Source organism: Methanosarcina sp. WWM596 (genome assembly GCF_000969965.1).
Lineage (GTDB): Archaea > Halobacteriota > Methanosarcinia > Methanosarcinales > Methanosarcinaceae > Methanosarcina.
Genome location: NZ_CP009503.1, coordinates 246,347 through 261,786, shown reverse-complemented (window position 1 = coordinate 261,786; position 15,440 = coordinate 246,347). Strand labels below are relative to the sequence as shown.

The window sequence follows — 15,440 nt, the reverse complement described above, 5'->3', positions numbered from 1 at the left end:
TGTCCCGGGATTATATTAATAGTATCCGACAGCGTTGACTCTATTATATAGAGAAAAAAGATCCCTTAAAATTCCGGGCAACCGTATGATTTTAAAGGGTTCAAGAACAAGCTTTCTGGAGTTTAAGAATAACTTTAAAATTTGGACATGGAGACCGGTTATCAGTCCTTTTTGACGAAACCTGGCTCCAGTACCTTATTATAGATCATCTTCTGAAGATAACAGACAACAGGCATTCTGATGACTACTGCTTCTCTTTTATTTCCTGCACTGTGGACACCAATCGATTCTTTCCCGTCAGCAATAATGAAGAGTTCTTCTTTGTACTCAGCACCGTCAATTACAATATCATTGATAAAATCTTTAAACTCTTGAGTAACTTCTCTAAACTCAAAAGGCAGCGATTTGAATTTATCAATCTCATCCACAATAAAAATTAACCTGCACGTTTTTTGCAGTTTTTGTAGTGCCGCTTCAAACTCCTGCAGATATTCAGGATTGGATGAGAAAATAATGAGTTCTTCCTTTGCCTCGCTCAGGATTTCAAGGATTCTGTTTTTTATACCCCACTCACTCTGGATACACCAGACAGGAGAGGTTTTAGGAAGTTCATAACTTAATTCATTGAGCTGGTCAAGCGTCTCGATTGCACAGTTAATGAATTCGTCTTTTATCTTGCCTATTACCTGCTTGGGGTCAACTGCACGAAAATAGGTTGGAGAGCCCTGGCGAACTTCCAGATAACCCTTCTTTGCCAGCACTTTAAGGACTTCGTATATCTTGGCTCTTGGCACATTAGTGAGTTCATGGACTTCTCTGGCTGTAGCCTCCCTCAAACTGACAACCCCAACATAGACCTTTGCCTCGTTTTCAGTTAGCCCTAGCCGTTCCAGATTGTTAATTAGCTGAGGATTAAGTTGTGAAAACATTTGTTACCCCTAAAGTAACAATAGATTTAAATCTTTTCTATCTATAATACGTCACCAAATCTACAATGCTTAAAAAAAATCATACAGTATAAAAAGGATATGAATGTAATAATAACAAGCCTCGAATGGGGAACCTCCAGCCCAAAGGAAAAAACGACAGGTTGAATATGTAAATCAAGGTCCCTAAATCGAATTTCATATTAACAAAACTAGGAGAGGAATTGACTATTAAAAAATATTTTGAAAAACTGGGGTTTTTAATTCAGAATAACCGTTTTTCCGTACTCATGATAGCTTTCCTGTTCATAATCATAGCGACACAGGGTGCACAGCTAATTGAGATGAAATCAGGAACAGAGACCTTTGTAGGAAAAGATTCCCCTCTCTACCAGAACTACGATCACCTTTATCAGAATATTTTTCAGACACAGTCTATTGTTGTAATGGTAGAGGGCAACGAGGTGAAGAATGCTGACCTGATGGAGGCTGTGGACAGGTTAGAACATCAGCTTGCGGCAACGAATGGAGTGATTGAGACTACAAGCCCTGCCTCTCTTATCAAAGCTGTCAACTACAGGACAACAGGGAGGTATGAACTTCCCGAAAACGATGAAGAAATAGAAGCTATTATAGACGGAAATCCTGCTATTTTCAACCAGATTATCCCTGACAATACCCATATGCTGATTTCCGTAGTTATGGCCGGTTCAACCAATGACAAAACTCAGCAAGATATCCTTACTGCTACTGAAGATGCAGTCCCGTTTGCAGAATTTCCACCTTCTTACAATATTATCGTTACAGGCGACCCGGCATTCCAAAACTCCATGAACTATGAAATGAATTCCAGTATGGGTATACTTTTAGGGCTTTCAGCTATTTTCATGGTTATTGTACTGCTAATCGTGTTCAGACATGTCCGCTGGTGTCTTCTTCCTCTGCCAGTAGTTCTTCTCGGTATTATTTATACCTTCGGAGCTATGGGTTATGTCGGAATTCCCATGTCCATGGTTTCAATGTCTGCGTTCCCGATCCTGATAGGCGTAGGAATCGACTATGCTATCCAGTTCCAAAACAGACTTGAAGAAGAACTGCAGGAAAAAGGGAACAAAACAAAAGCAGTTATAGAAACCGTAAAGCACACTGGTCCTGCAGTCCTCATCGCTCTAACAATGACAGCCCTTGGCTTTTTCTCCCTTTTCACATCTTCTGTGCCAATGATCCAGGACTTTGGGAAACTGCTCCTGATAGGCATTGCCATGTGTTACCTCTCCTCCATATTCGTAGGTGTTACAACAATTTCAATATTTGATAGTTATTCAGATAAAAACCCCTTGAGAAAGGTAACAAATAAGATAAAGCCTGCAGATTCGAGAAAGAAGAAAAAACCCGATGGAGAGAGAGAAAGCAACCACCTAATAGGAAACATCCTCCAGAAAACCACGGACCTGACTATCAAATACGATATTATCGTACTGGGAGTCGCAGCCTTACTCTGCGTTAGCGGTATATACCTCGATCAGTCCGTCCCTATCCAGACTGACGTTCAAGAATTTGTACCCCAGGATATGCCTTCTCTTGTGGATCTCAAACACATGGGGGATATAATGGGAGGGAGCGACGAATTAAATCTTATAATAAAAGTTGAGAACACCGCCAACCCTGATGTCCTGAAATGGATTGACCAGTTTTCCGAACATGAAGTGGCAACCAGTAGCCACATTTACAGCGCCTCGAGTATCGTATCTCTCGTAAAGGAAAGAAATGGTGGAGTGATTCCTGACACCACACAGGAGATAGAGGATATTTATTCAGAAATCCCTGATGCGCAGAAGGACCGCTACATGTACGGAAAAAACATGCTTCTTCTGAACTTCAATATAGGAAATGCAGTTTCAGACATCAAGGTAATAGGTATTAAAGAACTTACAAACATCGTTAAGCAGGATATGCAGTGGATGCCAGCTCCTCCGGGTGTCACGGCCACGATTACCGGAAATTCGGTCGTCTTTATAGAGGTTATTACTGCTCTTACCAGTGGAAGGGTAGCAATGACTTTCCTCGGTCTTGTCCTCGTGCTCGCAGGGCTTTATATTGTTTATAGAGACTGGATGAAAGCCCTTGTCCCTGTAATTCCAATGGTAATAGTTATCGGTTGGTCAGGAGGAATCATGAGCTCCCTTAACCTCAGCTATACTCCTCTAACAGCAACTCTAGGAGCTTTGATTTTAGGAGTGGGGTCCGAATATGCTGTCCTCATGATGGAACGTTACTTTGAGGAAAAAGATAAAGGACAAAGTCCTATGGAAGCAATCCATATGGCCAGTTCCAAAATAGGAAGCGCAATCGTTGCTTCAGGAGCTACTACCGTATTTGGATTTATGGCCCTGCTAGCTTCTCCTTTTCCCATGATATCCGACTTCGGTATGGTTACAGTTATCGATGTCATGCTGGCTCTCCTGGCAACCTTTGTGGTCTTCCCACCACTGATAGTATTCCTTGATGCCTGGAGGGATAGGAGAAAAGGAATCAGGGAAACAGAAAAAGAAACAGAGATAAAAAAACAAATTCAGGGGGCCGAGATATGATACCAGTGCCCAAAAAATTAAGGCAGAAAATGATTAAGAAAGTTACTACATTTGCGTTAATTCTATTAATTGTATCAGTAACTGCACTTCCAGCCCTCGGGGACGATGAAACGAACTTCATTGTTCTGGATCAGGGCTCTACTGTAGATTACTACAAGAGCTACGGAGAGCCAATTATAAAAGCATCAGTGACAGGGGATCCCGAGTTAACAAGAGGAGAAACAGTAGACCTGAAGGTGAAAATCGCAAACACCGGAGTAATAGACGGTTTTAAGAGGCTCAATGCAAACCAGAGACTAATAAACGACTCCACTGAGGAAACAGTTGCATTGGCAGAGATGGAGGAAGAGGAAGAAGCTACAACAGCAAAAGATATCGAGGCCACCCTCCAATCGAACACAAAATACATTGAGGTCGAGTCCAAATCTAATCCTCAGAGTGTAGAAGAACTTGAAACGGGGCACACATCAACCCTCAGTTACACCATCAAAATAAACAGCTACACACCTGCCGGGGATTATGAGCTCCTCTTGCCTGTAACTTACCAGTACCAGGCAAATGTTAAAACTGTAACTGCGGATGCAATAAATCTCGGGGTTACGGGTGTAGAATTTGCAAGAGTGTATGAAACAAAGAAAGAAACTCTCAGAATACCCATTTCCGTAAAAAGCGGACCTAAATTCGAAGTAATCAATGTCTCCGGAATCCTTGTACAGGGAGAAAGCAAACTCATCAATGTCACCTATAAAAACACAAGAGAAGAAATAGCAGAAGACGCTTTAGCCCGGATAATCGTCATGAGTCCCCTGAGCACTGAGAAATCCATAGTAAGGCTTGGGGACATAGGTCCCGGTGAAGAGAAAACTGCAAGTTTTGAAATATCGGCAGACAAGGAAGCCCTTGTAAAGAACTACGGAATTAACAGTGAAATAAAATACGTTGATGAAGACGGAAAGACATCGTTTTCTGAAAACATGAAAGTGAACATACCTCTTGAAGCTACAGAGAAAAAATTCAGCACAACAGGAATAGCAATTATACTGATTATCGTTATCGCCCTTTACCAGATCATAAATGTACACCGGAAAAGAAACAGGAATGAAGAAAATGCACCAAACGATGAAAAAGCATCAGGTGATGAAAATGAATAAAAATGGATTATTTGCTACGGCCATAACTCTTCTGATCCTCTGCTCTGTAGTCCTGCCAGCGCAGGCTGCTTTACCCAAAAATTTTGATATTAGTGAGAATTATTATAATGTTTATGGAAGCCCTGACATCAATGCAACACTCATTGGAGACAATGAGTATTCCAGAGGAGATACTGTTACCCTCAGTATTGAAATGATGAATAAGGGAGAAATCACAGGCTTTGAGGCTGATAAAGACGTGAAATTTGGAGAGTCTGTGGATCTGGTTCTCCAGCAGACAGAAATGCAGTATGAGGCACAGGTTACAACAGCAATAGGCATTCTTGCAACTCTTAAATCCGATGATCCAAACATTAAAGTCAAATCGGGAGCCCAGCAAGCAGGCACTCTCAAACAGGGGAAACAGAGCTCCAGCCCCACAAAGTTCACCATAGAAATCAATAAAAACGCTTCTGCAGGTACATATCCCCTTAACCTTGAACTTGCATACAAGTATCAGAACAATGTTCAGCTGGGAGGAGATGAGTATGATACTACTACAGGCATTGTGACAAACAAGGATGTAGGTATCTGGTATGAAAACAAGACTCAAACCCAGACAATATATGTAGAAGTCAAAAAAGAACCTTACTTTGAAGCCGCAAATGTAACAGGTGACCTTTACCCTGGCGAAAGTGGGATGATTTACGTCACATACAAAAACACAGGAGAAGAACCTGCAAAAGACGCGACTGTAAGAGTCAGTGCAGCTGATCCTTTCAGTACTACTGACGACCAGGCTTACCTTGGGACTTTGAATCCGGGGGAAGAAGCTGTTGCCGTTTTTGATATGGATGTAGACGAAACTGCAACTCCAAAGCCATACTCCCTGAGCAGTGAGATTCTCTATGAAGATTCGGACGGGCACGACCGGGTCTCAGATACCGTAAAGATCAACACAGAAGTCCTGCCTGCTAAACAGACGCTTCCGGGATATGAGCTGGGAGCAGGTATTGTAATGGTGCTAGGCGCCTGTTTAGTTATGTTAAGAAGAAAGAAACAGGTTTAAAGTGAAGGCGAAGTGAAAGGGTCAAAAGAAAATTGATATAAAACTCAATCGAGAATCGAGATAAAACTCAATCGAGAATCGAGATAAAACTCAATCGAGAATCAAGATAAAACTCAATCAAGAATCGAGATAAAACTCAATCAGTTGCCATCCGGTTTGAGAGTTAACTCAAGCCGGATGAAACAATTGATTTTCAGAGACTACTTTTCAACCGGAGCGATTATTCCTCAGAATCTACGGACTCAGTTTTGGTCTGTCCTTTTTCACAGACAACTTTTGCAACCATTACCTCAGTGGATTTTATGACCGCATAAATCCGGTCTCCGGGATTTATATCCAGCTTTTCCACTGCCTCTTCCGTAACTACAGAGGTAAGGACTGAAGGTTCCAGTTCAATAGTGATCTTGGAGACAAGCCCGCTTTTTTCGACTTCAAGTACCCTTCCAGGAAGCTTATTTCGAGCTGAAAGTTTGAAACTTACGTTTTCCCATGAAGTTTCGTCTTCTATGGCTTCATTAATCATTTTTTTGTTTGAATCATATTCAACAAGCAGTTTTCTACCCAGATCAGTCAGGAAGGTGCCCTGATCTTTTCCCCCGCGCACAGTAACTACCGCAGGTTCGCCGAGGGCATCATTCATTTTTTTAAGCATCATCCAGGCATGCTTGTACGAGATACCAAGTTTCTGGCAGGCTTTCCGAAGGGATCGTTCTTTGTCAATTGTTTTCAACAATTCGGCTCTGCCAGCCCCCATTACCGTTCTTCCATCTTCAGTAAACCAGAGCTTTGTTTTCGCTTTCACAGACTTTCACCCTTTTATGGAGCACATGGACCGAACTTGCCTTAAACTGGAAACTTGCTTTCACAGACTTTCACCCTTTTAACGGAGCACTTGGACCGAACTTGCCTTGAACTGGACATAAACCGGAACACCCGGAGAGATATCCAGCTCTTCTGCTGACTGCCGTGTTATGAGAGCGTTCAGAGAAACACCACAATCAACCTTCACCCTCACAAGAGCTCCAAGTATCCAGACTTCCGCAATCCTGCCCTGCAGAGAGTTTCTGATGCTGGATTGCGTAGAAGTTTTACTTAAAGCTATGTTTTCAGGCCTCAGAAAAGCATATACCTGCTCTCCTGCCTCCATGTTCCCTGAGGCGTCGATCACTGCTCCTCCGGTTTTGATCCTGAGAAGCCCGCGATCAGCAGAGAGAACCCTACCTTTCAGCACATTCTCAAATCCTACAAACCTGGCAACCTGGCTATCCACCGGTTTTTCAAAAATCTCTTCAGGAGTGCCAACCTGTACAAGCTTTCCATCCATTACGACTGCAATTCTGTCAGCCATTAAGCGGGCTTCGGTCTGATCATGAGTAATATGCAGCACAGTCAGATTAGTTTTTTTATGGAGGTCCAAAAGCAATTCCCGGGCATTTTCCTGCGTACGGGGATCAAGTGCACTCAGAGGCTCGTCAAGAAGGAGAATTTTAGGGTCCGTGACAAGAGCTCTTGCAAGGGCTACTCTCTGCTGTTCCCCTCCTGAAAGTGTCAGAGGGTTTCTGTCAAGAAGATGAGCAATTTTCAGGTCTCGAGCAGCATCCAGAACCCTTTTCGGGTCTTTTATTTTTTTCATCTTCAGCCCGAACGCGATATTCTGTTTCACGTTCATGTGAGGAAAAAGCGAATAATTCTGGTAAACAAAAGCAAGGTTGTGCTTTTCCGGAGGCAGGTGGGTTACTTCTTTTCCATTAACCAGAACCCTTCCGGAATCAGGGACATGAAAACCCGCGATCAGTTCGAGAAGCAGAGTTTTTCCGGACCCTGTAGGCCCAAGTATCACAAAATATTCCCCGGCTTCTATTTTAAGGCTAAGCTCATCCAGGGCAAAATTTTTCCATTTCCGGGAGAGGGATTCAATCTCTATCATATATACTCCAACCTGCGGAAAGGACTCTTATTACAAGGAATATCGAAAGTGTGACCAGTATAAGCAGTACGGCTATGGGTCTGGACGCCGAAAGCCCGTAAGAGAGATAACGGTCATAGATAAGCGTGGGCCCTATCATAGGGTAGTAGGCGATAATCACAACTGCCCCAAACTCACTTATAGCCCTTGCCCAGGTCATGACGGCGCCTATTAAGAGATGCCTTGCTGAAAGCGGGAGGGTTACAAAGAAAAATGCTTTCCAGAGAGGAGCTCCCAGAGAACGGGCGGCATTTTCAAGTTTAGGATCCACGCTTTTGAAGCCTTCCCTTGCAGAATTTGCCAGATAAGGCATGGACACGAAAAGCATTGCAACCACAATTCCCGGAAGAGCATCGCGAAACTGGACATAGGCTTCAAGGGGCCCACCAATAAGCCCCCGTGACCCGAAAACCGTAAGAAGAGCAATTCCTGCAACCGTATGCGGGACTACAACAGGCACATCAATTATGCTCTCAACCATCCTTTTTCCGGGAAAATCAAACCTTGCAAGAATATAACCTGTAGGGGCTCCAAGGAGGAGAGCAAGAAGGGTTGCAAGAAAACCGGCATATAAAGAGAGAAAAATCGCGCCCATTACTGAACGGTTTCCCGCAGCTTTTACCAGACCTGAAAAATCCCCCAACAATTGCCCGAAGATCATGTTTGAAAGAGTCAGGAAAATAAAAAGAAAAAGAACAAGCAGTATAAGGGAAAAGACGAAAGTCATAGGCTCAATTTTACGGATTTTTCGGGTTGTGGCTTTCATTCTTATACTCTTTTACTGTCGTTTTTGTTTTTAAGTAATTCCCTGGGTCCTTGCGTTCTGAGATCCACCCTATCAGATGTGTTTGAAACAGCTTTTCGGACCAGGGAGAGTTCATCATTATTCCACAAGAACCTGCAATTCTTCAGGCATTTTATCTTTTCCTTCGGAAATAGCAGGGACAATCGGAGGCTGACCGTTCTCAATGAAAATCTGCTGACCAGGCTCATCGAGGAGTAGTTTTACAAACTCGGTAGCAAGTTCAGGATTTTTAGCATTTAGAGGGATAGTTATACCGTACACGATAGGAGACCCTGTAACTACTTCTCCGTTTGCCATTTCGACCTGGACCTTTGAGTAATTGTCAGCATATTCGATGGATCCCAGATCAATTTCAGACGGGAGTTCCACGAACTTAAAACCATGCTGGACAGCAACGCTCCGATAAATATAGAAATAGTCGATTTCGCCCATTTCAAGGGCAGAGGAAAGTTCAACTTCCATACTCCTGAGCATTATCTTGCTGGTATCAGGGGAAAGGACTTCGGATGCTGGGACATGTACCAGGACGGTCCCGTTCTCCTCTGTTGTAGCGGTCATGCCGGTCTTATCCAGGATCAGGTCGTCGTAGATCGTGCTGTCATTATAATAGAACTCTGCGAGCTGGGTCACCATCTGGGTCCTGTAACCGCATGGATCGTCGTTAGGGTTAGAAAATCCGTAAGTTACCCCGGGGCGCCTGAGGATCTCATACCAGTTATCTGCATTGATCTCGTCGCTGTACATGCTTTCATTGGTGTAAGCGATTACGAGCTGGTTTCTTGCAAAAGCCGCATACCAGTCCGCATATTCCGGCATCATCATGGAAGGAATAAGGACATAGTCTGCAGATGCCAGAACATCAGCCTGTTTTCCAAGTTCGGTGATCTTTCTTACACTCTGCGCACTCCCTGCAGCTTCCCGCTGAACATCGACTCCTGGGTGCTGGGCTTCGAACTCGGCTTCAAGTTCCTCAAAGGGCACACTCAGGCTCCCTGCATGAAAAACCGTAAGGACTGACCCTTCACCTGCAGATGTATTATCAGAATTGACTTCCATAGTTTCTGCATTTCCATCCTCTACCTGGTTGTCAACACAGCCAAGACCAGCAAATATAGCAGCCAGGATTGAAAGAACAGCGATTACCTTTAAAACTCCAATTTTACCTCTCATGTTAGGTGGTCTTGAACATAACAGATATAAACCTTTTGAGAAAAAATGCCATATTTGTCCTCAAAAAGGAGTCGAGATAAGTAAGAAAAGGGGATCTGAAGCTTAAAAAAGCGTTTTCCATGCGAAAAATCAGTCCATATAAAAGAAATAAAGAAATCAAGAATCTTGAACAAAAAAACGAGACGTTAAAGTCAACTACCCCTGAGATAAAGATTCAGGGGTTTCCTGCTGAAGGTTTATGAATAAATGAAAACCAAGTCAACTTGCATTAATTAGCAAAAAAGAGCCCATAAAACATCTGAGGAATAAATAAATAGTAGAATTGAAGTAAATTTTACTTATTCATTGATTAATAATATGCAAATATATAATATGTGAATTAATAATATGAGAATATATATATAACAAATGTTCCTGAATAGGAGTAAGACGTAGGAAAATTTCTATAAAACAGATATACTCCCATAAATTGTTATCTTTTTAAAGGTGTCCTTATGGATGGTTATAACATCTTCTTAGTATTGCTCTCAGTCTACATAGCCGGACTTGTGGCTATTGGCTGGTATTTTAATAAAAAACAAAAATCTGTTACTGACTTCTGGCTTGCAGGACGAAGGATAGGACCCGCTGCCCTTGGATTTTCAGCTGCAGCCTCATGGCTGACAGCCGGAGGAATTCTTGCGGTTATCGGGCTTTACATGATGCTGGGAATAGGTTCTATATGGTCTTTTGTTGCCCCGAACATCCTCGCCCTCCTTATCATTGCGGTACTTGTTGGGAAGATAAAGAACCTGCCTGCAATCACACAACCCGAACTTCTGGAACAGCGCTATGGCAGCGCAGTCCGATGGCCTATTGCCCTGATTATTACCGTAGTGATGATCCTTTTTGCGGTAGCGGATGTTACGGGGCTCTCCCTGGTGCTTCAGGTCTTTTACGGCCTTGACCCTCTTTATGCTGCGGCTATTGTTGCAATTGCAGTCTCCCTTTACGTAACCCTGGGAGGGCTTTCGGCAGTAGTCTGGACAGATGTAATCCAGTTTACTTTCCTTGCAATCTTCACAATAGCAATGGCTTTTGTCGCAGTAGGAACAGTAGTTGATGGCGGCCTCAATATTCCTGCAATGAGCAGTTCAGAGCTTTTCGGAAACGTACAGAATACCTGGTGGAACCCCCTCTCAATTGGTATTCCCATGGTTCTTATCTTTGTGTTTGCAATCGTACCTGGCTGGATTACGGAACAGGACCCCTGGCAAAAGGTCTGGGCTGCAAGGGATGCAAAATCAGCCCGGCTTGGGATGATCATAGGATCTCTTATGATCACTGTAGTTTTCGCGGCATGTGCTGTAATTGCAATAGCTCTTAACGCCATTTACCCTGAAATAGCAGAAATGGGCTTTCCTGCAGGAATGGCTCTGGCAGAACCTGCACTTCTTGCCTTTGTCAGTGAACGTTTCACCTCTATCCCTCTGATAATAGCTCTCAGCGCAATCGGGCTTGCAGCAGCTTCCATGTCATGTGCAGACACTTTTGCAACCTCCGGAGCTTCCTGTATCTCAAGGGATATTTACCAGAGATACATAAAGCCTGATGCTACAATGAAGGAAATGCTGGTTGTAAACAGGATCAGTGTGCTCATTATTGTACTTACTGCGACAGCCGGCTCATTTGTTATCCCCAATATTATCGATGCAATTCATATTGCAACCTTTATTGCAAGTGCTTCTTACTTCTTCCCTCTCATGGGAGGTCTGTACTGGAAAAGAGCTACGAAAGAAGGAGCTTTTGCAGGGATGCTGATAGGCTTTACAGTTCAGGTAACCCTTGTAGCTCTGGACCTTATAAAGACCCCCCCCATGGCATCTTCCTATCTTGAAACAATCCACCCAGCTCTGATGAGCCATGGTGTTATTGTGGGAATGGGCCTGAGTGCCATTGCCTTCTTCGGGGTCTCCCTTATGACAAAGCCCTCAAGCAGGGTTAATCTCGCACCATTTTTCGAAGAGGAAGCAGAAGAGCTTGCTCGCTACGAGGCACGTGATATCAGTGAGGCAGACCCCTCATACAATGCTTTCCTCAAAAACATTGATGAGAAAGTTGCAGGGGAACGCACCCACCTTCAGCTTAACCTCCGGGCTTCAGGGACTCTCAGCTGGCACGAACTTGTAGAAAGGCTGAAAACCAGTTCTCCGGCATGGGTTACTCCAACCGGGCTTGATTCCATATACAGGCTGACCCACGGGGATATGCTTGCCTGCGTCGCTGTTACAAGGGGAAGCGAAGAAAGGGATATCTGGCTCAAAGCCGAACCAAAACTTGAAACCGTTGAAAGGCAGAGAAAAGAGCTTTTCACAGCTTATGAAGAGCTGAAAAAAGTGCTTGGCCAGAAAGGGGTTAATCTGGACTTTTACTAAAAAAGGATTAATTAAGAAAAGTAGAAGCCTTGAGAAGGCTGAGGTTCTTAACCGAACCAGCCCATTAATTTTTTTAGAGAGAGCAATTATGAGGTTTAATATTAATATTAAATATTAATATTAATAAAGAGCTTTCTCAATGATTTTTTTTCCAAACTGAACATCTTCCAGGGAAAATACTTCAAGATTGTAGACACCCCTGTATTCGGAAAGCAGTTTAAGGACCGAAAAATCGACACATCCCTTTCCTGGCGCCATATGCTCGTCCCCATCATATTTTTCTGTCCACTGCCCACTGTTATCATGCAGATGAAGATGAATAATATGTTTTTGCAGGGTCCGGATAAACATCTTGAGTTTTTCAGAGTCACCCCCACAGGTGAGATTCGCATGCCCGATATCAAAGGTAGCTTTAAGATAATCTGAGTCCACAATTTCAATGGTCCGGGAAAGTTCTTCTGCTTCGCAGCAAAAGTTCGAGGGGTCTGTACCTTCCTTATTTTCAAGCCCCAGCATAACTCCATAGTCTTCAGCCAAAGAGGCAAGAAATCGAAGATTATTGACCATCGAAGCAAAGGATTTTTCTCTATCGGGTCCAACCCTCCCAGGGTGCAGCACCACTACATGAGCTCCTATCCTGTTTGCAATTGCCATGGACTCTTCAAGGAGAGTAAACTCTCTGTCCCCCATTTTTGCAGTATCCACCTGCAGAGCTGCAGGGTACTTAGGATCTGCTGCAGAATAGGGGGCGTGAACAGTGCCTGCGAAATAGTATGCTGACATTTCGTCAAGGATACGTTCAAGCTCTTTCTTTTCAAGTGCCGAACCATTGTAAATTCCCAGTTTAGGGACATATAATTCTATAGACCTTACATTTTCCTTTAGTTCCTTAAGGGAACCAGCAAAGGATGAAGCTCCGAAGATCACGCATTAAGCAAGGAGACAAAATATAAAATTCTTTTGCGGGGCCTGTAACAACCAGTATATTGCAGACTGTTAAAATTAATGGAGATGTTTGAGCACCGAATGAAAAAAAGATGATATTTGTATTTAACCCGAGGCAAAAGGCTTTAAATCTCTATAAAAACGGGAAAATAGCCAACATATTTATATATAATAAATTGTTACCCGCCCTTCTTTTCAAAAGAATTAATTAATAGTTTCTGAATAAATATACAGATTTGTCCATAAGAATATATTTCCACTGAAGAGAAGAACAATAAAAAATAATTCAAATTTTTTGAAGCAGAAAAATGTCCTTTTTGTCCTCTGAAGAAATGAAGGAAATTGGAGAGCTGCACATTAGATAAAATTTGACAATATAAAAACCACATCAGGATAACTTATTATTATAAAAATAATTATTATATTAGTAAAATTAAATAAAAAAATTCATTAGTAAGAATCGGAATCTTTATATGATACTGAATAAAGTAGAATTTATTTTTTTTTATATATATAGGATTTTGTTTATTTTAACCGGTGCACTGCATCTTATAAAATTGATTGTATATTATATAATATTATAATAATATTTTAAAAGCACCCTTATTTCGAAAGGTTTATGAATGATCCCTCTAATCCAAAATTTAACGCTCGTCATCATCATTTTTATTTGCAATGATGTGGCAGACGATTTTAAAAAAATGTATAACGTTTTTGAATCCAGCTTATTAACATGTTAATAACTATAAAGGAGGAAAATAAATGGAACCACTCATAGGCATGGGAGTGCTGGCACTTATTGGCGTAGCTGCAACCATTGCAGGTGCCTCAGAAGACCTCGAATCCGATGTCGGATCCCAGAGTAATCCAAACTCACAGGTCCAGTTAGCTCCCCAAATGATGTTTCCGCACAGAATATATAACAAAGCGGTATCGGGGGAACCACCCTCAAACGCGTTGATGTGCTCGGTAGGTGCAGCCGTAGCTACAGTATTTATAAGTGAATTTACTTTATCTCCGCTCTTTGCACTGGTAATCGGTTCCCTTGTTGCAGCATGCGTCCACGGCACCTTTGCTGTCACATCCACAATGGGTCGAGCAGCCAGTCAGAGGCGTTTCAAGCAACCAGTTTATCTGGATATGATAAGAAGCCACACCCCGGTAATCATGGGATACTCATTCATAACGACTTTCTGTATCCTTATTGTATCTTATCTGATGACCGTTGTGCTCGGACACCCCTTCCCACTAACTATGCTTGCCTTTATCTGGGGTATTACAGTAGGTGCGATTGGTTCATCTACAGGTGATGTTCACTACGGTGCAGAGCGTGAATTCCAGCAGTTCGAGTTCGGTTCCGGGCTCAACGCTTCAAACTCGGGAAACATTGTCAGATATGGAGAATCCGGGGTCAGAAACGGGTATGATAACTCCTGGTTCTGTGCCAAGTTCGGAGGTCCTGTTACAGGCATTGCTTTTGGTATGACTGTGTTCCTTGGAAGCTGGGTTACCACCGTTTTTGATCCTGCAGTAAGCATTACCAGAGGCTGGTTCTCTGTTATCACAGGTGTCATAATTGTTCTTATCTTAATTATCTGGAACTGGAAGATTGAAGTCAAAGCCCGTAATGCTTTTGGACCTTACAAGGAAGACAAAACTGAGGAGGCTTCAGCATGATTGACGCTCTCATGGCTAACATCCTATGGATGGTATTCATTGTAGTTGGTGGCGTCCTGATTTCCTGGAGTGTCCACTTCGTGCCTGTGGGCGGCGCACCTGCAGCTATGGCTCAAGCAACTGGTATCGGTACAGGTACCGTGCAGCTGGCAGCAGGGGCAGGACTGACAGGACTTGTCAGTGCAGGGTTCATGATGAACGTGACAAAGGATCTACCCCTAATTCTTGCCTCAGGTGCGGTAGGGGCGATGATCATGATCTCTGTAACCATGATTGTCGGAACCTGGGTCTACGTCTATGGTGTAGGCTGTGTGCCTTCCTCAGCAAAAGTAAAAGTCGACCCTATTACAAAATACAGACAGGACCTGTATGTATCCCAGGGTACTGAGGGACACGGACTTCCAACAGTTTCTTACGTCAGCGGTGTAATTGGCGGCTTACTTGGTGGAATCGGCGGAGCCCTCATATACTATTCTCTTATAGAAGTGGGCATTACTGCAGGTCTCGCTGCAAGCGCAAACTCTTCGGTTACAGGAAATGAACTTGTAGGAATTGCTGCAATGTTCGCAATAGGTATCTTCTTCGTGAACGCCGTGATTCCCTCCTATAACATTGGAGGTACAATCGAAGGGTTCCACGATCCTAAGTGGAAGAAGTGGCCAAAAGCGGTAATATCTTCCTTTGTAGCAACAATATTCTGTGCCGTTGTGGCAGTAATCGCAATTTCACAGCTCGGAGGTATCTAAA

The 15,440-nt window shown here is 43.0% G+C and carries 12 protein-coding genes; 6 read left to right on the top strand and 6 right to left on the bottom strand.

Annotated elements, in window-relative coordinates; all coding sequences use genetic code 11:
* Positions 1-161: 161 nt before the first annotated feature.
* On the bottom strand, positions 162-929 hold the full coding sequence (locus MSWHS_RS01180) for a TrmB family transcriptional regulator (protein ID WP_048125330.1): 768 nt from the start codon (positions 927-929) through the stop codon (positions 162-164).
* A gap of 227 nt (positions 930-1,156) precedes the next feature.
* Here MSWHS_RS01180 and MSWHS_RS01175 point away from each other — a divergent pair, with 227 nt between their 5' ends.
* The 3 genes from MSWHS_RS01175 to MSWHS_RS01165 are packed head-to-tail and all read left to right on the top strand — an operon-like array spanning position 1,157 to position 5,716.
* The gene (locus MSWHS_RS01175) at positions 1,157-3,517 is read left to right on the top strand and encodes an RND family transporter (RefSeq protein ID WP_048130145.1); all 2,361 of its coding nucleotides are present in this window, start codon (positions 1,157-1,159) and stop codon (positions 3,515-3,517) included.
* Entirely contained in the window at positions 3,514-4,668 is a 1,155-nt protein-coding gene (locus MSWHS_RS01170) for a COG1361 S-layer family protein (RefSeq protein ID WP_048125329.1), read from the top strand. Before MSWHS_RS01175 ends, MSWHS_RS01170 begins: the two co-directional genes overlap by 4 nt.
* Positions 4,661-5,716 carry a COG1361 S-layer family protein gene (locus MSWHS_RS01165; protein ID WP_048130144.1) on the top strand — a complete coding sequence of 352 codons (1,056 nt, stop codon included), beginning with the start codon at positions 4,661-4,663 and terminating at the stop codon, positions 5,714-5,716. Before MSWHS_RS01170 ends, MSWHS_RS01165 begins: the two co-directional genes overlap by 8 nt.
* A 220-nt stretch (positions 5,717-5,936) precedes the next feature.
* Here the strand turns inward: MSWHS_RS01165 and MSWHS_RS01160 are convergent, their stop codons facing one another.
* From MSWHS_RS01160 to wtpA, 4 genes are all read right to left on the bottom strand, one after another.
* Entirely contained in the window at positions 5,937-6,518 is a 582-nt protein-coding gene (locus MSWHS_RS01160; RefSeq protein WP_048125327.1) for a TOBE domain-containing protein, read from the bottom strand.
* Between the two features lie 78 nt (positions 6,519-6,596).
* On the bottom strand, positions 6,597-7,643 hold the full coding sequence (locus MSWHS_RS01155) for an ATP-binding cassette domain-containing protein (RefSeq protein ID WP_048125324.1): 1,047 nt from the start codon (positions 7,641-7,643) through the stop codon (positions 6,597-6,599).
* Positions 7,630-8,448, bottom strand: coding sequence for an ABC transporter permease (locus MSWHS_RS01150; RefSeq protein ID WP_082087990.1), 819 nt, complete (start codon positions 8,446-8,448; stop codon positions 7,630-7,632). The genes MSWHS_RS01155 and MSWHS_RS01150 overlap by 14 nt, the downstream gene beginning before the upstream one ends.
* Positions 8,449-8,565: 117 nt before the next feature.
* Entirely contained in the window at positions 8,566-9,657 is a 1,092-nt protein-coding gene (wtpA, locus tag MSWHS_RS01145) for a tungstate ABC transporter substrate-binding protein WtpA (RefSeq protein WP_048125322.1), read from the bottom strand.
* Between the two features lie 494 nt (positions 9,658-10,151).
* Between wtpA and MSWHS_RS01140 the strand changes: the two genes are divergently transcribed.
* Entirely contained in the window at positions 10,152-12,071 is a 1,920-nt protein-coding gene (locus MSWHS_RS01140; RefSeq protein ID WP_048125320.1) for a sodium:solute symporter, read from the top strand.
* A 120-nt stretch (positions 12,072-12,191) separates the two neighbouring features.
* Here MSWHS_RS01140 and MSWHS_RS01135 read toward each other — a convergent pair whose 3' ends face one another.
* Positions 12,192-12,998 carry a sugar phosphate isomerase/epimerase gene (locus MSWHS_RS01135; protein WP_048125318.1) on the bottom strand — a complete coding sequence of 269 codons (807 nt, stop codon included), beginning with the start codon at positions 12,996-12,998 and terminating at the stop codon, positions 12,192-12,194.
* Between the two features lie 780 nt (positions 12,999-13,778).
* Here MSWHS_RS01135 and mtrE point away from each other — a divergent pair.
* Together mtrE and mtrD are read left to right on the top strand one after the other, a co-directional pair.
* Positions 13,779-14,693 (top strand): tetrahydromethanopterin S-methyltransferase subunit E, encoded by a 915-nt coding sequence (gene mtrE / locus MSWHS_RS01130; protein WP_048125316.1) that lies wholly within the window; start codon positions 13,779-13,781, stop codon positions 14,691-14,693.
* Positions 14,690-15,439, top strand: coding sequence for a tetrahydromethanopterin S-methyltransferase subunit D (gene mtrD / locus MSWHS_RS01125; RefSeq protein WP_048125314.1), 750 nt, complete (start codon positions 14,690-14,692; stop codon positions 15,437-15,439). The genes mtrE and mtrD overlap by 4 nt, the downstream gene beginning before the upstream one ends.
* Position 15,440: the final 1 nt, after the last annotated feature.

What these genes read in the sequence shown, in the direction of transcription:
- MSWHS_RS01140 (WP_048125320.1), top strand. Translation starts at nt 10,152, where the DNA reads ATGGATGGTTATAACATCTTCTTAGTATTGCTCTCAGTCTACATAGCC.
- mtrD (WP_048125314.1), top strand. Translation starts at nt 14,690, where the DNA reads ATGATTGACGCTCTCATGGCTAACATCCTATGGATGGTATTCATTGTA.
- MSWHS_RS01155 (WP_048125324.1), bottom strand. Translation starts at nt 7,643, where the DNA reads ATGATAGAGATTGAATCCCTCTCCCGGAAATGGAAAAATTTTGCCCTG.
- MSWHS_RS01180 (WP_048125330.1), bottom strand. Translation starts at nt 929, where the DNA reads ATGTTTTCACAACTTAATCCTCAGCTAATTAACAATCTGGAACGGCTA.
- mtrE (WP_048125316.1), top strand. Translation starts at nt 13,779, where the DNA reads ATGGAACCACTCATAGGCATGGGAGTGCTGGCACTTATTGGCGTAGCT.
- MSWHS_RS01150 (WP_082087990.1), bottom strand. Translation starts at nt 8,448, where the DNA reads ATGAAAGCCACAACCCGAAAAATCCGTAAAATTGAGCCTATGACTTTC.
- wtpA (WP_048125322.1), bottom strand. Translation starts at nt 9,657, where the DNA reads ATGAGAGGTAAAATTGGAGTTTTAAAGGTAATCGCTGTTCTTTCAATC.
- MSWHS_RS01165 (WP_048130144.1), top strand. Translation starts at nt 4,661, where the DNA reads ATGAATAAAAATGGATTATTTGCTACGGCCATAACTCTTCTGATCCTC.
- MSWHS_RS01170 (WP_048125329.1), top strand. Translation starts at nt 3,514, where the DNA reads ATGATACCAGTGCCCAAAAAATTAAGGCAGAAAATGATTAAGAAAGTT.